The organism is Chlorogloeopsis sp. ULAP01, from assembly GCF_030381805.1.
Lineage (GTDB): Bacteria > Cyanobacteriota > Cyanobacteriia > Cyanobacteriales > Nostocaceae > Chlorogloeopsis.
Genome location: NZ_JAUDRH010000007.1, coordinates 156,406 through 175,479 on the forward strand (window position 1 = coordinate 156,406; position 19,074 = coordinate 175,479).

General features: G+C 41.9%; 18 protein-coding genes. 8 read left to right on the forward strand and 10 right to left on the reverse strand.

Features of this window, described 5'->3' with window-relative positions:
* Positions 1–564: 564 nt before the first annotated feature.
* Entirely contained in the window at positions 565–1,251 is a 687-nt protein-coding gene (locus QUB80_RS15520) for a sugar transferase (protein ID WP_289790413.1), read from the forward strand.
* Between the two features lie 235 nt (positions 1,252–1,486).
* Here QUB80_RS15520 and QUB80_RS15525 read toward each other — a convergent pair whose 3' ends face one another.
* Positions 1,487–3,238, reverse strand: a complete 1,752-nt coding sequence (locus QUB80_RS15525; protein WP_289790414.1) for an ABC transporter ATP-binding protein — start codon at positions 3,236–3,238, stop codon at positions 1,487–1,489.
* A gap of 219 nt (positions 3,239–3,457) precedes the next feature.
* Positions 3,458–4,105: a septal nanopore formation protein FraI gene (gene fraI / locus QUB80_RS15530; RefSeq protein WP_289790415.1), complete on the reverse strand. Its 648-nt coding sequence runs from the start codon at positions 4,103–4,105 to the stop codon at positions 3,458–3,460.
* 291 nt (positions 4,106–4,396) lie between these two features.
* On the opposite strand from fraI, the gene galE reads away from it, so the two are divergent.
* A complete protein-coding gene (galE, locus tag QUB80_RS15535; RefSeq protein WP_289790416.1) occupies positions 4,397–5,395 on the forward strand; it encodes a UDP-glucose 4-epimerase GalE in 999 nt (332 codons plus the stop codon).
* A gap of 343 nt (positions 5,396–5,738) precedes the next feature.
* Here the strand turns inward: galE and QUB80_RS15540 are convergent, their stop codons facing one another.
* The 3 genes from QUB80_RS15540 to QUB80_RS15550 all read right to left on the reverse strand — a co-directional run bounded on the left by QUB80_RS15540 (position 5,739) and on the right by QUB80_RS15550 (position 8,198).
* A complete protein-coding gene (locus QUB80_RS15540; protein ID WP_289790417.1) occupies positions 5,739–5,912 on the reverse strand; it encodes a hypothetical protein in 174 nt (57 codons plus the stop codon).
* Between the two features lie 17 nt (positions 5,913–5,929).
* Positions 5,930–6,565 (reverse strand): hypothetical protein, encoded by a 636-nt coding sequence (locus tag QUB80_RS15545; protein ID WP_289790658.1) that lies wholly within the window; start codon positions 6,563–6,565, stop codon positions 5,930–5,932.
* A 406-nt stretch (positions 6,566–6,971) separates the two neighbouring features.
* Positions 6,972–8,198, reverse strand: a complete 1,227-nt coding sequence (locus QUB80_RS15550) for an urease accessory protein UreH domain-containing protein (protein WP_289790418.1) — start codon at positions 8,196–8,198, stop codon at positions 6,972–6,974.
* 203 nt (positions 8,199–8,401) lie between these two features.
* Between QUB80_RS15550 and QUB80_RS15555 the strand changes: the two genes are divergently transcribed.
* Positions 8,402–9,535 (forward strand): M28 family peptidase, encoded by a 1,134-nt coding sequence (locus QUB80_RS15555; RefSeq protein WP_289790419.1) that lies wholly within the window; start codon positions 8,402–8,404, stop codon positions 9,533–9,535.
* 503 nt (positions 9,536–10,038) lie between these two features.
* Positions 10,039–10,317: a hypothetical protein gene (locus QUB80_RS15560; RefSeq protein ID WP_289790420.1), complete on the forward strand. Its 279-nt coding sequence runs from the start codon at positions 10,039–10,041 to the stop codon at positions 10,315–10,317.
* Positions 10,318–11,231: 914 nt separating this feature from the next.
* Here QUB80_RS15560 and tsaE read toward each other — a convergent pair.
* Together tsaE and QUB80_RS15570 are read right to left on the reverse strand one after the other, a co-directional pair.
* The gene (gene tsaE / locus QUB80_RS15565; RefSeq protein ID WP_289790659.1) at positions 11,232–11,696 is read right to left on the reverse strand and encodes a tRNA (adenosine(37)-N6)-threonylcarbamoyltransferase complex ATPase subunit type 1 TsaE; all 465 of its coding nucleotides are present in this window, start codon (positions 11,694–11,696) and stop codon (positions 11,232–11,234) included.
* 19 nt (positions 11,697–11,715) lie between these two features.
* Positions 11,716–13,149 (reverse strand): gluconeogenesis factor YvcK family protein, encoded by a 1,434-nt coding sequence (locus QUB80_RS15570; RefSeq protein WP_289790421.1) that lies wholly within the window; start codon positions 13,147–13,149, stop codon positions 11,716–11,718.
* Positions 13,150–13,323: 174 nt separating this feature from the next.
* Between QUB80_RS15570 and ruvC the strand changes: the two genes are divergently transcribed.
* The gene (ruvC, locus tag QUB80_RS15575) at positions 13,324–13,815 is read left to right on the forward strand and encodes a crossover junction endodeoxyribonuclease RuvC (RefSeq protein ID WP_289790422.1); all 492 of its coding nucleotides are present in this window, start codon (positions 13,324–13,326) and stop codon (positions 13,813–13,815) included.
* A gap of 18 nt (positions 13,816–13,833) precedes the next feature.
* Positions 13,834–14,145, forward strand: coding sequence for an MGMT family protein (locus QUB80_RS15580; RefSeq protein WP_289790423.1), 312 nt, complete (start codon positions 13,834–13,836; stop codon positions 14,143–14,145).
* Positions 14,146–14,268: 123 nt separating this feature from the next.
* Here QUB80_RS15580 and QUB80_RS15585 read toward each other — a convergent pair whose 3' ends face one another.
* On the reverse strand, positions 14,269–15,099 hold the full coding sequence (locus QUB80_RS15585; RefSeq protein ID WP_289790424.1) for a dienelactone hydrolase family protein: 831 nt from the start codon (positions 15,097–15,099) through the stop codon (positions 14,269–14,271).
* Between QUB80_RS15585 and QUB80_RS15590 the strand changes: the two genes are divergently transcribed.
* Positions 15,086–15,313: a hypothetical protein gene (locus QUB80_RS15590; RefSeq protein WP_289790425.1), complete on the forward strand. Its 228-nt coding sequence runs from the start codon at positions 15,086–15,088 to the stop codon at positions 15,311–15,313. The two genes, QUB80_RS15585 and QUB80_RS15590, sit on opposite strands and share 14 nt — an antisense overlap.
* A gap of 55 nt (positions 15,314–15,368) precedes the next feature.
* Positions 15,369–16,316, forward strand: a complete 948-nt coding sequence (locus QUB80_RS15595; RefSeq protein WP_289790426.1) for a zinc-binding dehydrogenase — start codon at positions 15,369–15,371, stop codon at positions 16,314–16,316.
* Positions 16,317–16,368: 52 nt separating this feature from the next.
* On the opposite strand, the gene QUB80_RS15600 is transcribed toward QUB80_RS15595, so the two are convergent.
* Together QUB80_RS15600 and QUB80_RS15605 are read right to left on the reverse strand one after the other, a co-directional pair.
* Positions 16,369–17,592, reverse strand: coding sequence for a damage-control phosphatase ARMT1 family protein (locus tag QUB80_RS15600; RefSeq protein ID WP_289790427.1), 1,224 nt, complete (start codon positions 17,590–17,592; stop codon positions 16,369–16,371).
* Positions 17,593–17,702: 110 nt separating this feature from the next.
* Positions 17,703–19,073, reverse strand: a complete 1,371-nt coding sequence (locus tag QUB80_RS15605) for a hybrid sensor histidine kinase/response regulator (RefSeq protein WP_289790428.1) — start codon at positions 19,071–19,073, stop codon at positions 17,703–17,705.
* Between the last annotated feature and the right edge of the window lies 1 nt (position 19,074).

Consider the following 19,074-nt stretch of genomic DNA (forward strand, 5'->3'; position numbering starts at 1 on the left):
GAACTATTGAATACAGACAGTACTGTATACAAAATTTTTGAATTTATTTTAAATTTGTGACGGTATTAGTTTAGATTCAGTGGTACTTCTACATAGTAGTCTTCGTAGTATAAAAATTACTGACTAAGGTGGAAGATATTTAGTTACGATAGTTTCCTTTAACAAAAGAAAACTACTGAATTATATACATCGACTAAAATTAAGCCCAGTAAACAAAAAAGTCGCTTGAGCAAAGTATGTCCTTGCGATCACTCCTGGTAATTAGGAAATGATCTGCTATTAATAAATAACTAAGATAATCGTTAAATCTTCAAATACGCAATGTTTTAGTGGCAAAATATAACACAACTAACCCAAGTATCCATATAGAGAATAAATTTTCATCATCCTTAAGGGATATTCCGTTACTTTATCCGAATTTTATGAAAAATGATGAATTTACTGAACTTTGATGAAGATTCAGTGAATATACGGTGGTAATTGTGTGTTTTAGCAATTAACGAGTTTATATTCTTAGGTGAAGCTTTGTAAAAATAAATTATTAGCTCAACATTCGGCTTGACAATGTACCAATTACCATTCACAACCGTTGTTGAAAATGCAACTTCCAATGCTAGCAATACTAGAAAATTAGAATTAGCAGTTCATCCCTCGGTTAACTCCAAATTTAAACGTTATTTAGATATAGTAGGAAGCTTAATAGGACTTATAGTTCTAGCAATCTTATTTATACCGATCGCGATCGCTATTAAAATTGATAGTCCAGGCCCTATATTTTTCACACAAGAGCGTTACGGACTGCAAGGGCGTCCATTTCGTATTCGTAAATTCCGTTCTATGGTAACTGATGCCGAACGGTTGAAGTCTCTAGTAAGCAACGAAGCAAACGGACTGATTTTCAAGAACAAGAATGACTTTCGTGTTACAAAAGTAGGGCGGTTTTTGCGGAGTACGAGTTTAGACGAACTGCCTCAGTTTTGGAACGTTCTAGTCGGTGAAATGAGTTTAGTAGGAACACGCCCACCGACAGCAGATGAAGTGATTCACTACAACCAGCGTCACTGGCAGCGTTTAAACGTCAAACCTGGGTTAACAGGTGAATGGCAAGTGAGCGGACGTTCCCGTGTGAAGGATTTTGAGCAAATAGTTGACTTAGACTTGCAGTACCAAAAAAAGTGGTATCCATTATATGACATTCTAGTGGTTGCCAAAACCTTCTATGTAATTTTTGGTAGAATTGGAGCTTTTTAAAAGAGCTACCAAGTAATCATCCATTACATCCTCACGTGAGTGTAACACCGAAAGAACTAAGTGGAACAACTAGATTACGCTTAAAACGCGCCTTGTAAGAACTCCGGCTGATCTGAAGAAACCGGGGTTCTTTGTTTTTAGTTATGCGATCGCGGCTTACCCTAAGACAAATCTGTACAGACGTGCCATGGCACGTCTGTACAAAAATCGAAACTCACCCAAGGCAAGTGAAGATTTAATGCAGTAATTCCTCGACTTGATGCTGGCTCCATAAAGTTCTGTACAGCCCTGGTTCTTGGATTAGATCTAAATGTCTTCCTACTTGCACAATTTGACCTTTATCCATCACAAAAATCCTATCAGCAGTCGCCGCCGCAGACAGTTGGTGCGTGATAAAAACTACAGTTTTGCGTTTAGTGCCGCCAGAGAGATTTTTGAGGATTGCTGTTGCAGTTTGATTATCGACACTGGAGAGGGCATCATCCAATATTAACACGGGAGCATCCACCAAAATTGCCCGTGCTAGGGCAGTACGTTGCCGTTGCCCCCCAGAAAGAGTGATACCACGCTCACCTACGATAGTTTCGTATTGGTGCGGAAAAATGCTGATTTCTGTGGAAATCTGCGCAACTGTAGCGGCAGATTCTACTTCTTGTTGTTCGGCAACTGGATCACTATAGCGAATGTTGTTTTTAATCGTGGTGCTAAAGAGAAAACTATCTTGAGGTACGTAGGCGATCGCACTTCTTAAGTCTGGCAACTTGATTTTAGTAATGTCGATTCCATCTAGAAACAGTTGTCCTTTGCCAATATCTAATAATCTAGGTAAAGTATTAGCCAAAGTAGATTTTCCTGAGCCAATAGCTCCCACAATTGCCACCGTTTCTCCAGGTGTAATTTTAAAGCTGACTTGATTTAAAGCGGGAGTATCAGAACCAGGGTAAGTGTAACTGAGATTTTTGGCTGTTAGTTCTCCTTTTACTTGCTCTGTTGGCAGATCAACTGCATCTGATGCATCTTTGATTTTGGGTGTAACACTTAAAATTGCCTCAATCCGATCTATACTCACTTCACCTCGTTGGTAGGCGGTGATTGTAAATCCTAATAAAGCAGTGGGGAAAACCAAGCGCTCCACATATAGTAGCAATGCCACGAAGTCTCCAATATCGAGTACTCCAGAGGCAATCCTCGTCGCTCCTAATAGGATTATTACCAGCGAACTAATATTAGCTAGTCCGCCAATCAAAGGAAACAGCGTATTTCGACTTTTTGCTAGTTTGAGATTCGCTTGCAACAGTTGTTGATTTCTCCTAGCGAAGGCACGACGCTCATTTTCCTCTTGGGCATAGATTTTAATTAAGGCAATGCCACTGATATCTTCTTGAATCAAGTCGCTGGTATCAGAGAGTCGATCCTGCACTTCTAGTTGTTCATTGCGGAGGCGATCACTAAATAAATGTACCACCAGAAACATGAACGGATAAACTGCCAAGGAAAAGACAGTTAAATCAACACTGATAGAGAGCATGACTGGTAGTGTCAGACTATAGGCAAACAAAGTATTTGCCAAACTTAAGACTGCAAAACCCAACAACCGCCGGATATTATCTACATCGCTAGTGGCACGACTAATCAAATCACCGGCAGTATTAGTTACAAAGTAAGCTGGTTCCAGCTTTAATAAGTGTTCAAAAATTGTTTGTTTAAGTTCAAATTCTACCTGACGCCCCACGCCAAAAATCCAAATGCGGGAAGCCATGCGAATTAGCCACATTGCCGAAGTGAGCAAGACAATGGGTACTACATAGTTTAATAATTGGTTAAAGCTAAAAGCTGCCGAAAGTTTGTCAACAGCCGAACGAATTAATAAAGGAATGTAAACACCCAATGCATTGACAGTGAACAAAGCAAAAATACCTAATGTCGCATCCCGCCAATGGGGACGTAGGTAGGCACCAAGTTTAGCAAGGCGTCGTGTTTTTGCCATTCCAGCTATTTTGCACTTTTTAATCGTAGAGTATGCCAAAATCTGGCATTTTGTAGCTGCCGACGGAAATATATAGCAAAACTAAAGACAGGTATTTAAACAAGCTTTGAGACTAAAGTTTAATAAATTACCCATCCATAAACTGCTATAAAATTAAAAAAAGGTCACTCAGCTACAAAAGTAACATTATGACCTTTTTTAAAGCCAGTCTTTTTAAACTTACGACTGGCGTCCGCGCAAGAAAAAATAAACCTGATTGAGATAACTTTCCCAGACTCGCGTCGTCAGCGATAGTGTTTCGGCATTGGGGACAAAATCTTCTAACCGCAAACCTCTTCTGGGAATGTCATTAGGAGTTTGCAAAAAATAAGGTGAAACTGCCACAGGCGGTAGGATGCTGCTTCCTACATCTGACACGCTAGCGATAGTAGAGTCTGGTTTGAATGCCACTAGTGTTGGAGATAAAGTTGAATTCAGGGCTGGGTTAAAATTACTTGCCGTCGCTACAGGCGATCGCACTAAAAAGTAAGCAACAGCTGGCGTACTGGCCAGTAGCATAATTGTTAATGCCCAAGCTAGATATATACCTCCTGGCTTATCTATCGCTCCTGCCTTCATCTTCTGAGCCGCAAGAATTAACAGCAACAGTGAAGCTCCCAAAGGCTTGAGTGGAAAAGAGACTACCCTCCATAAAGAGGCTACAGCTGGTTCGTTGGGGTTAATAAACGACAGTAAGATAATCAGGAAAAGAACGACTAACAGCAATCGTCCAACAAAAGTCCCTGAAGGATAAAATCTTTGAAACAAAGTGACTAAGATAGCTATGAGCAGTAGCCACAGAAGTACCCGGCTTAACAATATAAACATAGATTAACTCTCAAATCTTTTTTTGCGGTCAGCCTAGTTGTTTTGGAAAATTGAGTTATTTTACCGTCAAATTGTAATCGCACTGTCACTAACTGCAAATACCCCACAACGCCACTCCTATGAAAGGATATTTCCGCAGGGGGATGACTATCCTTCACATCAAGACTACCGTCGTAGTGATTTTAGAGCAATTTTTGTCAAGTGACTGCAATATTTGTAATTTTCAAGATCAGTAATCCTGTTCAGGTAAATTAATTTAATTGAGAAGTTGTTTAATTACAAGGAAAAACTATGTCGCCTGGAAAGCCCACAATTTTGGTTACAGGCGGGGCTGGATATATCGGCTCCCATACAGTGCTTGCTCTAAAGCGAGCTGGTTACGAGGTGGTAATTCTTGATAATTTAGTGTACGGACACCGTGACTTGGTAGAAAAAGCTTTAGATGTAGAGCTGATAGTGGGAGATACAGGCGATCGCACCCTGTTGGATAACTTATTTCAAAGCCACGAGATTGCAGCCGTAATGCACTTTTCTGCTTATGCCTATGTGGGAGAATCAGTTGTCGATCCAGCCAAGTACTACCGCAATAATGTCGTAGGCACCCTGACATTGTTAGAGGCAATGTTAGCTGCTTCTATCAAGAAATTTGTCTTTTCTTCCACTTGTGCAACCTATGGGGTTCCCAACATTGTACCCATCCCAGAAGATCATCCTCAAAATCCGATCAATCCCTATGGCGCTACCAAGCTGATGGTAGAGCAGATTCTTTCTGATTTTGATGTCGCCTATGATTTCAAATCAGTGCGCTTCCGCTATTTCAATGCCGCCGGCGCAGATCCAAATGGTTTGTTAGGAGAAGATCACAATCCAGAAACTCATTTGATTCCCTTGGTGTTGTTAGCGGCTTTAGGTAAACGCGAATCTATTTCAGTTTTTGGTACAGACTACCCCACAACTGACGGTACTTGTGTTCGAGATTATATACACGTCAGCGATTTAGCAGATGCTCACGTTTTGGGCTTGGAATATTTATTAAAAGGCGGCGACAGCGAAATTTTTAACTTAGGAAATGGCAACGGCTTCTCAGTCAAAGAAGTGATTGAAGCCGCCAAGCAGGTTACAGGCAAGGATATTAAAGTAGTGGAGTGCGATCGCCGCCCTGGAGATCCACCAGCTTTGATTGGTAGTGGCGATAAAGCCCGAAAAATTTTAGGTTGGCAACCCCAGTACTCAGCCCTGCCAGAAATTATCACTCATGCATGGCAGTGGCATCAAAAAAGACATCAATAACAGATAGGGAACAGGGAACAGCAAAACAATGTGTGTAATTAATTCTGCCTGAGTACTTAAATGGTAGGGGCATCCCTTGTGGATGCCTTTTTATTGGTGCTTGATTATTCCACGCCAAAGCCATAAGTAGGTGGACATAATTAAATATAAAATGCCAACTTCTAAAAAGCAGACGGAAATAACCTTTTCCCTTCTGCCCTACAGGTACTCTACCTTGAAGCCCTTCGGGTTCGCCAGTTCACGCCAGTCGCTACCCTCCGGGAAGCCGCCCTGACGGGCGTCTACAAGTCGGCAAAGCCGCCCAACGCGCTGGCTCCTTTATGCCGGGAAACCCTTTCGCCAGTCATACTATTTCACGAAAAGGCTGATATGGATGTACCCCACCGCCTACGGCACCTCCCCTTACTAAGGGGAGGTTGGGAGGGGTTGAATATGAATCACTCAAAAAGTGAAATGGTATCACCTGCGGAGGGAAACCCGCCAAGAGTGCTGGTTCACCACCGCAGTGGCTCACCATCTGCCTTCTATTTATACCTACTCTCTATTTAATTGTTGTACTACCGCAAGAAAAACGCCAACTACAATCAAACCAAAAGAAGCGATCGCCCAAAGTGGCAAACCAGAAGTTCGTGCCTGTGTAAAATTCTGATTTCCATCCTGTGTACCTCGCGAATTTTCTGACACCTCATTACCAGCTGCCACAGTGACATTGAACTTTAACTCAAAAGGTTTAAAACTTGCCCCTGTTTTGGGTTTACCACGCAGTTGTAGTTGGTAAGTTCCTTGCCGAGGGAAGGTGAGTTCTGTTCCAGGTACTCCTTGATAGCGCTCCGCCGTCAATGCTTGCAAAGCTGGTTCCAACAAAGGAGGTTCTCCAGATGCGTGAGGTTCCGCATAAACCTTTAACTGACAATTACACTCTGCTAGTCGAATCACCCTACCGCCTTTGCGAGTCAAGGCAAACCATGCTTTTGTCCGTTCTCCAGCGCGAGGATTGTCATTTGGTTCTATGTGGAGAATTGCACCCACATCCCCTGTCGTTTTCACCTGATGGGCAAATGCGGCAGAAGTATGAGAAAGAAAATCAACAAACAAGACTAGCAATAATATATACTTTGCCGTTACATGGCAGCGTCGAGAAGTGTTTTGTAACGAACTTTGTCTGAGCATTGTGGAGGCAGTAGTCTCTAGTGAGAGTGAAAATACGACTGCTTTTGAAAACGGCAAATCAAATTCTCCCTGATTGTGAAACACTGATTTTTAAGCATGAGAATATCATTACAAAATTCTTGCCATACAAGCAAATTTTTAGTCGAACAAGGATTCTTAAAATTATTTTTTGTATTTTATTATTTAAACATTTGTTATTGTCAGATTATCACCATTAAGACTTACGGAAAATTACTCTAAAATTCTCTTTACTCCCTGTTCTCTCTGTCCTCTGCGGTTTATTATTCCATGACTTGTGCGTAAGACTTGACCATTTTCCAAATTAAATTTGCCCAGGTGCTTGTATATTTTTCATCAATATATAGACGCCTTTTTTTATTTTAATTTAAATCAAGATTGTATAAATTTAACGTGACTTACTCAAGGGTACATAAAATTTTTCTAAAGATAGTATCGACCAAAAAAAGCGATTTCTCACTACTAATACACCAAAAGTAATTATTACCAACAATACTGACGCTAATTTGTTGAAATCATTTAATCGCAAAGAACCAAGGTAATGTGAGCCAATCATAATTGTATGAATGGCAGCCAAGATTAAAGCCGGTATACTCAAAAGATGAATTTGCCGCCAACGCTTACCGAAAAACTTTTGTAAAGAATCAAAACTCGTTAATGCGGCGGGAGTCATCAACACCAGTGCCACTACACCCGCAGCCATTCCCCACTGAAAATCTGGCGGCAAAAACCAGAAAGCAGCAAAATTCCATTGCAGTGAGTGCTCTATCATGTGGGTAGTGTGAGCAACAGAAAGCACAAAAGCCCCTACTCCCAAAGCACGACGATAACGCAAGGGTGCAGCCCACAAACCGCTCACAGGACGAGCAATCAGCGCCAGCATTAACAATATCAGCGCGGCGTGTCCAGTGTAATCTACCATTGTGTCGCCCGTTCGCAGCAGTGTGAGTACACCAATGGCAAGAGTTAACCAACCACCCAACCGAAACAATTGACTGCGCCTGTCTTTACTTACCAACGATGTAGAAACACCAACACCTAACATCGTAGGTAAGGTTCCTATGCCAAAAGCCAGCATAGTTGCTGCACCCATCTCCAAATTACCAGTTTCTGCGGCTTTAATTTGGGCAGCATAAAGGAAACCACAAGGCATTAAACCCCAAGTCATTCCTAAAACTGCTGGTGTCCACCATCTGCTTTTGAGGGAAAGTTTAACCATACCCGCGCTCAAGCGGTTGTGTAAACTTCCTTTTAACAGGGGGTGCAACACTGGTATGCGGGGCAAAAAGTTCGGTTTAATTTGTCCTAGCCCAAACCAAATCAACATCATGCCTGTGACAATTGCAATCCACTGGCGTAATTCACTACCAATTCCTGCAAGTTGTCCACTCTTGAGTAATATCGAACCTAACGCACCAATTCCAGCACCAACAAGGGTGTAGCTTAGGAGTCTGCCAAAGTTCAGCAAAGTATGAAATGTTAATTGCTGCTGCCAATTGGGAGTTTTTTGTTGATGGGATAGAGAAAATGCTACAGCCAAAGGGCCACACATTCCCAAACAGTGTCCAAAACTTCCCAGAAACCCCAAAGATATGATGAGTAAATAATCTAGCATATTGGCGGCTAATGGCTAATCGACAAGATTTACGATTAGCAATTCCTAAATTATGTAATTAAGCTAGCCCAGTTGTTGCGAAAAATTTCTTGGGCATAGCCAATCATGAGGAACTTTAAAGTAAATTTTTAACTCTGTCAAAAGACAACTTGTCAAACTTGACTAAAAGGCTATCCTAAATCAGGAAGGCACGGATAAATCAAATGAAAAAGTGGATTTGGCTGGTGCTGGCGATACTAGTAGCGTGTGCGGCAGTTGTTGGCAGCGGATTTCTCAGGCAAGGTGAGCAACCATCGGTCATTGAAACTATTAAAGTTGAAAATCCGCACTTGGTGGAAGAGGACACGGGGACACGGGGAGGTGGGGACACGGGGAAAGTTTTTGATAGTTTCTCCGCGTCACCGCGTCTCAACCTCTCCGTTTCTTCCCCTCCCCAAGTCTCAGCTAGCAAGCTGTTTGTCCATGTTCAGAATTTAAACTTTAAACGTTATACAGATGCAGAGCGATCGCGTACCCGTGCTTACATTACCGGGGAACTAAAAAAATTAGGCTGGAAATCCCAATTGCAAAAGTTCTCTGACGGTGTAAATGTTTTTGCAGAACGAAAAGGCACTGATAAAGAAGCAGGAGCTATTCTTGTTGGAGCACATTACGATACCGTTGCAATCTCTCCCGGTGCTGATGACAATGCTAGTGGTGTTGCTGTGCTTTTGGAAATTGCCCGGCTTTTTGGTTCTCGTCCGACACCAAAAACTTTACAAGTAGTGTTTTTTGACAAAGAAGAAGCAGGATTGTTGGGTAGCAGAGCTTTTGTTACCAAAACCGCACACTTGTTGAAGAATCTGCGCGGCGTCATTGTTATGGATATGGTTGGCTACGCTTGCCACACAGCAGGCTGTCAGCAGTATCCTGCGGGTTTGCCTATCACACCACTCAGCGATAAAGGTGATTTTTTAGCAGTAGTTGGTGATACAGAACACTTACCACTGCTCAATTCCTTTCAAAAAATAGACCAAGAAGTAGCGATCGCCAAAGCAGAGCGGGGCAAACCTTCAGTCTCTCTACCACCTATATTTACCTTGCCAGTTCCGCTCAAAGGCTTGCTAACACCAGATACCCTACGTAGCGATCATGCTCCATTCTGGTTTCAAGGAGTAGGCGCAGTACTGGTGACAGATACCGCCAATCTACGCAGTCCACACTACCACCAACCCAGCGATACACCAAAGACAATAAACCGTAATTTTTTTACAGGAGCAGCACAGGCTGTTGTCAATGCTACTACGATTTTATTAGAAAATAAAAAGGCTTTGGATACACCAACATCAAATTCGTGAACTACTCCAACTATACCCTAGCAGAGTCGAAGCAGATTTATCTCCAAAAATACTCATTTTTTAACTCCTAAACGCTTCAAAGCATAGTCAGTATATATTTCTGATTCCACCTCCAATGCCTTGTTGGGAGCTGCGATCGCTATCGCGTAGATCACTACCCAGATAAGCTCTCAGGGCGAGATGTAGTTGATATCATTCAAAGTCTAGCCAAAGAAGAAGGCTGCGCGGTTTTACTTATAACGTATGACACCCGCATTCTAGATATAGCCGATCGCATTATTCAAATGGAAGATGGTCGGTTACAAGAATTTTCAAATCTTTACTCATAATAAATATGTATAGTCCATGACATTAGTCATACGAAATCTTCATACTAAAGTTACAGTTGTATTTGTTACGTCTGACACTAGCGCAGAACAGCTTCAATTTATACAATACCAGGGATAAGGCATCAAGCCGAATGCATTTTATGTGCAGGTAAGCAAATCAAGGGGGATTTTTCGGTGAGTTACTACAATTTTGATGAACACTTCTGGTCTGCCCAGACGGTTTGTAGCAAAAAAGCATTACCAAAGCCAAATCCAAAGATTGCTCGTATAAGTAACATAAATGTATTAAAAGTAATTTTGACTTTAGGATGCATTGGGATTTGGACACCATTGCTGCTTCAATTCTTAGTTCCTGTTATCAATCAGAATCAGGAAGAAAGTTCTCTGTATGTTGATAATTCTGGAGCCCATCGCCTGTTACTGAAGCGAGCCATTATTTTAAATAACCAGTAATTCTTTTTGAAGTAGAAAAAGCAAATTAAATCTAAAAAGTGCGCTGTAAGATTTCTGACTTCTAATAAGAAGTTGGATAGCTGTGCTTTTAGTTTATTTATCTGGAAAAATCAATACTCTTCATGTCTATTCGGAAAGTATTCTAAATTTTGTATTCTTTTTTTAATATTATTTTTAATTATACTATAGCCTTTCCCACTCTGGTGAGGTACGAAATGACCCTTCCCCAACCCTCCCCTTGCTAGAGGGAGGGTGCGCGATAGCGCGGTGGGGTGTACTTTATTTGCTTGGGAAACGCTATAAGACAAAAAATATTATTCATGTGTGAATAGCGAACTTAATTTGAAAACCCTAAGTATGAAAATAAATTAGAAAAAAATTTCAATTTTATACAAGTTTGCTTTGATTTTTCTCTAGGACGTAGAAATAAGGTGTTCTAGTAAAGCTGAGAATAAACTTTAGCAAATGATTTAAGAATTGGAATGAAATAGTCACACTTAACTAGTATTCATAAATTTCAGTGTTTGAGAATCCGGATCTCTTATCTAAAGTTTGTAGAGAATGAATACGGAATCACTCACTGCAAAAGAACAAAACGACCATGATTACAGTGTATGAAACCCTAGTGTTAATTGTATTATGCTAACTTTTAAATTTGTGTTCCCGCTTCTGAAAACTGCTATTATTGGGATTAATTGGATTCGCTTCTTGATACTCAAATCATCTGCAATATTAGTCAAAAAATTAGATAAATCTCATGATTTTTGCAGATGTTAATACTGAATTATCTATTTTGGCAACAATCGAAACAATATTTTGGTAAGGGTAATAACAATGGAATGTAATTGTTATGGAGAACGTGGTAGTGGTCGATATAAATATTTAAATGTAAAAAAATAGCCACATTAGTAATGTCAATGTTTACCAAAAGCCGAAATTTCTTTGCTAATGCTACAGTTACATGGTGTTATTTCGGCTTGACGAGTCCCTTCATCTCCATATTTCAAACATAAACTTATATAAGTATGTGGTTTGTAAGGCATTCTATCTGCCCATTCAATTGCCACAATACCAGGATATACCTCTACACCTTCCCAGTAAGTTTCTAAGTTTAATGCTGCAACTTCTTCGGGCTCTAAGCGGTATAGATCTAGGTGATAAAGGGGAAGGCGTCCCTGAGTATATTCGTTAATGAGTGTGAAAGTTGGACTGACAATCGCTTCGGTAATACCCAAACCTTCGCCAATGCCTTGCACCAGAGTTGTTTTGCCAGCACCTAAATCACCTTCTAGTAAAATGACACTACCAGCATTAAGTAATTGACCGAGAGTAATACCAAGCGATCGCGTAGCCTCTGTATTTGGCAGCAAAATTTTCATATTGGTCATTAGTCATTGGTCATTGGTCATTAATCATTCTCCCCTTGTCTCCTTGTCCCTTGTCCTTTTTCCCCCAATCTCCCCATTTTCCATGATGAACTCCACCGTACCATCGCAACAAAACCCGTGCTAGTCGTTGGGGATCGTGACGTACACAACCCGTTTCATCTTCATGCATAACATTAGCCAAAACGATCCTTCGTTCCATTTTGGTTACCTCTTCACGATCTAAAAAGACGGGATGAGAGCGTTGTTGAGCATAACGAATAAGGGCGCGGGCAGAAGGAGATCTTTTATGTACCAGTACAGCATTAAATAAGCGTCTGCCACCACAAGCTGCATCAATTGCTCGAATGTGTTCACTAACAGTGTATCCCTGAGTTTCACCTGGCTGAGTCATGATGTTGCAGACATAGATCCGGGGTGACGTAGAAGCGGCGATCGCATCAGCAATTTCTGGTACCAACAGATTGGGAATTACACTTGTATATAAACTACCAGGCCCCATGATAATATAGTCAGCTTCTTTTATTACCTTAATAGCTGCGGGTAATGCCGGAGGATTAGCGGGAGTACAGCCTATTTTGACAATATTACCTCCTGCCTCGGTAATTTTTGATTCGCCTTCTATACGGCGTCCATCGGATAGCTCCGCCCACAGGCGAACATCACTAAGGGTTGCTGGCAAAACTTGTCCCCGCACTGCTAGTACTTTGGAACTAGCAGCAACTGCTCGCTCCAAATCCCCGGTAATTTCACTCATTGCCGTTAAGAATAAGTTGCCAAAACTGTGGCCTGTTAAACCATCACCAACACGAAAACGATATTGAAATAATTCTGTTAATAACTTTTCTTCATCTGCCAATGCAGCCAAACAGTTGCGAATATCTCCTGGCGGCAAAACACCAAATTCCCGCCGCAAACGTCCCGAAGAGCCACCATCATCAGCAACGGTAACAATAGCAGTAATATTAGCGCTATAGCGTTTTAGTCCTCTTAATAACGTAGAAAGTCCTGTACCACCACCAATGACGACGATTTTTGGCCCTCGGTACAACCGACGGTGTGCAAGCAACACATCCACCAGTTCTTCATCGCCTTCTGGTCTTAGTACTTTAGTAATTGAACCTACCGTGCGGGTTTGTCCCCAAAGAAGCAACAACAGTCCGAATAGCAGAACTAGAGGCCCGCTAATATAGTTGGGTAAGATGTTAGTAATAACTGTCAAAAAATCCCTAAGTAGCTCCAAAGTCCAAAAAATTGGCGTTAGCTTAACCCAAATCGCCAACCCCAGAGACGCTAGCAATACACCCCCAACGCTAATTAATAACCAACGTTTTACAGATAGTCCTGGGGATAACCACTTGAACCACTGGTTAACTCGATAGCGAGTGCGACGGCGCGACTGCTGTTGCAAAGTGTTAAGGGCTTGCCTGAAAAAACCAATTGACATACCTAAAAAAGAGCAGTACTACAAACAATGGTTAACAGAGAATTTACACTACCTGGTTTCATGTCCAAGTGTGAAATTACTACATTTTTCACTTTCATGAAACCAAAAGCGTCGAGTTAAACTTGTCAAACTGCCCTGTAACATAACACCTGGCGAGCGTGGATCTGAAAGTTAATGGAAAAGCAAATTTTAGGATTAGACCCTGGGCTAGCCACCTTAGGATTTGGAGCAATTATCTGTAATCAAAATCAAGCTCAGTTACGAGATACCTCAATAAATATGCTAGATTACGGTGTTATTAGTACATCAGCAGATACGGAAATGGGACAACGGCTTCGTACTTTGTACGAAGATTTACACACCTTGATTGAGGAGTTGCAACCCGACTTGGTAGCGATTGAGAAACTATTCTTCTATCGTATGGGAAATACTATCTTAGTTGCTCAAGCACGGGGTGTAATTATGCTAGTTTTAGCGCAACACAATTTGCCGTATGTGGAATTTACTCCCGCCCAAATTAAACAAGCTTTAACGGGCTATGGCAATGCAGAAAAATACGAAGTTCAACAAGCTGTGGCACGAGAGTTGAAATTAGATCAAATTCCTCGTCCAGATGACGCAGCAGATGGTTTGGCAGTAGCTTTAACAGCGTGTTTTCAATTGTAAAAGTCAAGCGGGACTCTTATGTCTACTTATGACAATATATATGCGATCGTGCGCCAGATACCAAAAGGTCGAGTAGCAACATACGGGCAGGTAGCGGATTTAGCTCACTTTTATGGCAAGGCACGTTTAGTAGGATACGCTCTTTATCAAGTTGATGAACGCTCATCAGATATACCGTGGCATCGAGTTATTAATTCTAAGGGAGAAATATCTTATTCACCTTTGCGACAGGGCGGAGATCATAGACAGCGATATCTTCTTGAACAAGAAGGAATAATATTTAGCTCTAAAGGAAGGGTTAATTTGCATCAGTATCAATGGCAGCCCTAATACGATTTTGGATTTTGAATTTTGGATTTTGGATTGGAAATCGTCTAGTTGCTGTTAAGTACATACGCATAAATATTCCCCATTCTCTGTTCCCTGTCCCCCGTTCTCTATTCCCTTATCTACTCATACACCATGCTGCTTAAACCATGCTTGTAAGCGTTTCCATCCGTCTTTAGCTTCTTTTTCGCGGTAGGAGGGGCGATAATCGGCAAAAAAGGCATGAGGTGCATCCGGATAGACAACAATTTCTGATTTACTGCTGCTTGATTTGAGGCGATCGCGCATTTTTTCTACCGTATCAAGGGGAATGCCTGTATCCTTGCCACCGTAAAGTCCGAGAACAGGAACTTTTAACTCAGACGCAATATCAACAGGATGCCTTGGTGTCAGTTTGGTTGTATCGCCCACCAATCGCCCGTACCATGCTACACCAGCCTTAACTTTAGGATTGTGAGCGGCGTACAGCCACGTAATACGTCCACCCCAACAGAAACCCGTGATTCCTAAGCGATCGCCATTACCTTGAGCAGACTTCACAGCCCAAGCCACCGTGGCATCGAGATCGGACATTACTTGAGCATCAGGGACTTTCGCTACTATTGGGCGAATTTCTGCTATGCTGCCTAAGTTGGAAACATCGCCCTGGCGTACAAACATTTCCGGAGCGATCGCCAAGTATCCCAGTTTAGCAAAGCGACGGCAGATATCTTGAATGTGCTCATGTACACCAAATATTTCCTGAATCACCAACACAATCGGAAAATTCTTGCCTGTAGCAGGCATAGCTCTATAGGCAGGAATTTTGCCATCTTTGACAGGAATTTTCACTTCACCTGCGATTAATCCTTTGGCATCGGTGGTGATGACTTTGGCAGAAATTGGTTGCACTGCTAGAGCGAAACCCGTTGCCAGGGTGGCAGTGGCAATAAATTGGCGGCGCGTGATTTCTTTCATAAATAAGGCAGAGGGCAGAAGGGAAGACTGGGACAAGGAGAAGGGGAGACAAGGGGCAAGAACGTCATCCGATTTCACCGTATCCCCATGTCCTCTTCTGTCTGCTGGACATAAGCATTTTACGTTTAATTATGTCCATCTACCTAATATTTTTGAGCAATTTGGAACGATTAGCCAAGTTCAAGGCTTAGTCAAAAAAGCGATCGCCCCCTAAGGAAAATTCTTACCATAATGTCTCAAGAGGTATCATAATTGAGGACATCTTCAATATGAGTAAAATACGTGCTGTCGTTGTCGATCCTAATGTGCAGGGGCGTTTAGTACTGCGTGATGTAGATGCACCCACGCCTGCTGCTAACGAAGCAACGATCCGGGTAGCGGCAATTTCTCTCAACCGAGGTGAGGTGAAGCGTTCCACCACTGCTGAGGCTGGTTGGCATCCGGGGTGGGATTTGGCGGGAACAGTAGAAACCCCTGCTGCTGATGGTTCTGGGTTCGCTAAAGGAACGCGGGTTGTCGGTTTACTTCGTTCTGGAGCTTGGGCAGAATTAGTAGCAGTACCAACCCACTCGCTAGCAGAATTACCACCATCAGTATCCTTTGCTCAGGCTGCTACTTTGCCTGTAGCTGGTTTAACAGCTTACCATGCTCTACTCAAAGGTGGTTTGCTTTTGGCTCGCCCCGTATTAGTCACAGGTGCATCTGGTGGTGTTGGTAACTTCGCCATTCAACTAGCACGTCTTAGTGGTGCCCAAGTAGTAGCACATATTCGCACTCCAGAATATGAGTCTTTTGTTAAAAATGCCGGAGCGGATTATGTTGTCATTGGTGAAGAACTCTCACCAGCTAGTGAATACGGCCCTTATCATTTGATTGTCGAATCAGTAGGTGGCAAGACTTTAGGAACGGCTTTGGGCTTGTTGGCAGAAAATGGAGTGACAGTGCTACTTGGTGTTTCTGGGGGAGCAGAGGTAACATTCGATGCACAACGTTTTTTTGCAACAGGTGGTGCGAGTTTATACGGCTTAATATTGTTTCACGAACTACAACGAGAATCAGCAGCAATTGGATTAACAAGGCTTGTGAATTTGGTAGCAGCAGGTAAGTTGCATCCACATATCGATTTAGAAGCTTCTTGGACAGAAGTTGCTGATGTAGCACAAAAACTGCTCGACAGAAGTTTTCCTGGAAAGGCGATATTGCATATCGCGGATTAGACACATAGGGCATCTAAAATTAGAGCGATCGCCAGAGGCGATCGCTACTTTTTTAGACAAATTGCACCACACCCCATTGTCCATTCGTTAACCAATCAGGATCGGATTTTGGCACTTGCTCAACAACTTCAGGTGGAATGCCTGCTGCTACTTCTGATTTGAGAGTACGTAGAGCTACTATTGGAACAGGTAAATATGACACTATATCTGCAAAATTAGTCGTATAATCCCAGTGCCTATCTCCCAACAATCTGCGATAATTTGCGTCACCTTTGATAATCAGCAAACTTGCATTTGCTAACTCATTTTTGAGTGAATCTGGTATTTCCCAAAATGCTAAAGGCGATGTCCAAAAATAATCATCGCCTAGAACTAATTGCCCTGCTGTCATATATGCTTGCAACCTTTCACCAACAACTGAAACTTTTTCATAGCCAGATGTTGCTAAAAACTCTGTTGTATCGTTTACATCTTTAATCATGGCATCAGAAACAAAAGTAGGGTGAGGTTTCAAGTGCAGCTTAACTTGACTAGCAATACCACTACCTAATAGAAAATCTACTAAACATAAGTCGCAAACAAGTTCAAACCCAGCATTATCGACGATAAAATCAATTCGCTTACCTGGATGATTAAGTAATAACTTCGTTACTTTATACACATCATTTACTAAAATATGAGCTTCTTGGCTTTCGATGTCAAAACGACTGCGATTTGCCTCAAAGGCTGACCACAAACTCAAGTCAACTCGATTACCCCAAAGTGCAAAATATATTAGTGCAGTCAAAGCAGTCTGGTGAATCTGACTAGGTTTTTGGGATTCTTCTAACCAATTTGTTACTTGAGTGCCTAGAGCGATAATTGCATCTAGAGATGTGTTTAAACCTTGAGATTTTTGCAATTGGAACGGATCTACACCTTGCCATTCACCGGGAAGAAAATAATTAGTAATGTTGAGAATGAGCCGATAAAAATAAGTTTCGGCAAAGAACCAGGGAATATCTACCCAACGTTGCCCCTTGTATGGTTCTAGATATTTATCCCAAGCTGCAAAATCTATATTAGTATCATTTACCAAAGGTAATAAATAACCCGATGGCAGTTCATTGGCTAGGTTTTCTAAACTTTCATTAATGTTAGGTGAAAAATTGTTTTCAGCAATAACTCGGCGAGCAATTCCAGGCATTCTTTGAGTGACTGTAAACTCAGTGAAAGTGCCGCGTTCTGATCCGACAAGGGGTGCTGGCAAGGGTAAGTTGGGAATTTGTGATTTCATCACCAAAATTTTCTCTTGTAAAGATTCAGGTCAAAAAACAGGAATAAATGAAGTATAAGCAGTTTGATGACCAGAAGCAGGAATCCCTCAGAGTAGTTTTGGGGAGAATGTCACCGAATCGGCAAAGCGATCGCAAATTCAGTTCCTTGCCCTGCTTGAGACATAAAACTGAGTTGTCCCCCGTGTTTTTCCTCTACAATTTGACGAGAAATCGATAATCCCATTCCTGTGCCCTTACCAACCGCTTTGGTTGTGAAAAGGTAATCAAACATCTTCTGTTGAACTTCTGGCGGTATACCAATACCGTTATCTGCAATCCGAATTACAACATACTCATCTGCCACAGCTGTTTGAATCTGAATTTGTGGGGTTGGGTACTGGTGATTGGGTACTGGTGATTGGGTATCGGGAAAAGCTCTTCCTAGTCCCCACTCCCTAGTCCCTAGTCCCTCTTCTAAAGCATCGATCGCATTCGCCAGAATGTTCATAAACACCTGATTGAGCAGTCCTGGATAACACTCCAATTTAGGTAATTCCCCGTAGCTCTTAATCACTTCAATTGCTGGGCGATCGCCTACAGCTTTCAAGCGATGTCCCAAAATAGTTAGTGTAATCTCCAATCCATCATGAACATTTACCTGCACTTTGGCTGTGGCATCAGAACGCGAGAAATTTCGCAGAGAAATCGAGATGTCTTTAATTCTCTCTGTACTTAATTTCATAGACTTCAGTAGTTTGAGCAAATCTTGTAGTATAAATTCAATATCAACTTCTCCTAGCGTTTGCTCTAGCTTTAGTGTTGCTTCGGGAAAATACTGCTGATAAAACTCAATTATCTGCGTTAAATCGGACACATACTCAAACGCTGGCGCGAGGTTGCTTACAAGACATCCAATTGGATTATTGAGTTCATGGGCGATACCAGCCACTAGTTGCCCCAAAGCCGACATCTTCTCACTTTGAACCAAATGCAGCTGCGATCGCTGTAACTCCTGCAAGGCTTGAGAGAGTTCAGCAGTTCGCTCACTTACGCGCTGTTCAAGAATTTCATTCCCTTGCTGTAATTGTGCGTTCTTCTCCTCCAGCGTTTTAGTCAAATGTCGCAGTTGTAAGTGAACATTGACTCTAGCAAGAACTTCTTGTTCTTCAAAGGGTTTGGTAATGTAATCTACTGCACCCAACGACAGCCCCTTTACTTTGCTATCTGTATCTGCCAGCGCCGTTGTAAAAATAATTGGAATGGTTTGAGTTGCTGGATTTGCTTTTAAACGGGTACAAGTTTCAAAACCATCCATCCCCGGCATTTGCACATCTAACAAAATCAATTCAGGAGATTGCTGCTGGACAATATTGATGGCACTGGCTCCATCCATCGCCATACGAATTTTTAACCCCACTTGTTTGAGCGCTTGAGACAGCACAGACAAGTTAGTTGAGTTATCATCCACAATTAAAATAAATCCGGTCGCTGAGTGATGCATA

Excerpts from the sequence above, each read along its gene's own strand:
- QUB80_RS15520 (WP_289790413.1), top strand. The coding sequence starts at position 565 with ATGTACCAATTACCATTCACAACCGTTGTTGAAAATGCAACTTCCAAT.
- QUB80_RS15525 (WP_289790414.1), bottom strand. The coding sequence starts at position 3,238 with ATGGCAAAAACACGACGCCTTGCTAAACTTGGTGCCTACCTACGTCCC.
- fraI (WP_289790415.1), bottom strand. The coding sequence starts at position 4,105 with ATGTTTATATTGTTAAGCCGGGTACTTCTGTGGCTACTGCTCATAGCT.
- galE (WP_289790416.1), top strand. The coding sequence starts at position 4,397 with ATGTCGCCTGGAAAGCCCACAATTTTGGTTACAGGCGGGGCTGGATAT.
- QUB80_RS15540 (WP_289790417.1), bottom strand. The coding sequence starts at position 5,912 with ATGGTGAGCCACTGCGGTGGTGAACCAGCACTCTTGGCGGGTTTCCCT.
- QUB80_RS15545 (WP_289790658.1), bottom strand. The coding sequence starts at position 6,565 with ATGCTCAGACAAAGTTCGTTACAAAACACTTCTCGACGCTGCCATGTA.
- QUB80_RS15550 (WP_289790418.1), bottom strand. The coding sequence starts at position 8,198 with ATGCTAGATTATTTACTCATCATATCTTTGGGGTTTCTGGGAAGTTTT.
- QUB80_RS15555 (WP_289790419.1), top strand. The coding sequence starts at position 8,402 with ATGAAAAAGTGGATTTGGCTGGTGCTGGCGATACTAGTAGCGTGTGCG.
- tsaE (WP_289790659.1), bottom strand. The coding sequence starts at position 11,696 with ATGAAAATTTTGCTGCCAAATACAGAGGCTACGCGATCGCTTGGTATT.
- QUB80_RS15570 (WP_289790421.1), bottom strand. The coding sequence starts at position 13,149 with ATGTCAATTGGTTTTTTCAGGCAAGCCCTTAACACTTTGCAACAGCAG.
- ruvC (WP_289790422.1), top strand. The coding sequence starts at position 13,324 with ATGGAAAAGCAAATTTTAGGATTAGACCCTGGGCTAGCCACCTTAGGA.
- QUB80_RS15580 (WP_289790423.1), top strand. The coding sequence starts at position 13,834 with ATGTCTACTTATGACAATATATATGCGATCGTGCGCCAGATACCAAAA.
- QUB80_RS15585 (WP_289790424.1), bottom strand. The coding sequence starts at position 15,099 with ATGAAAGAAATCACGCGCCGCCAATTTATTGCCACTGCCACCCTGGCA.
- QUB80_RS15595 (WP_289790426.1), top strand. The coding sequence starts at position 15,369 with ATGAGTAAAATACGTGCTGTCGTTGTCGATCCTAATGTGCAGGGGCGT.
- QUB80_RS15600 (WP_289790427.1), bottom strand. The coding sequence starts at position 17,592 with ATGAAATCACAAATTCCCAACTTACCCTTGCCAGCACCCCTTGTCGGA.
- QUB80_RS15605 (WP_289790428.1), bottom strand. The coding sequence starts at position 19,073 with ATGCATCACTCAGCGACCGGATTTATTTTAATTGTGGATGATAACTCA.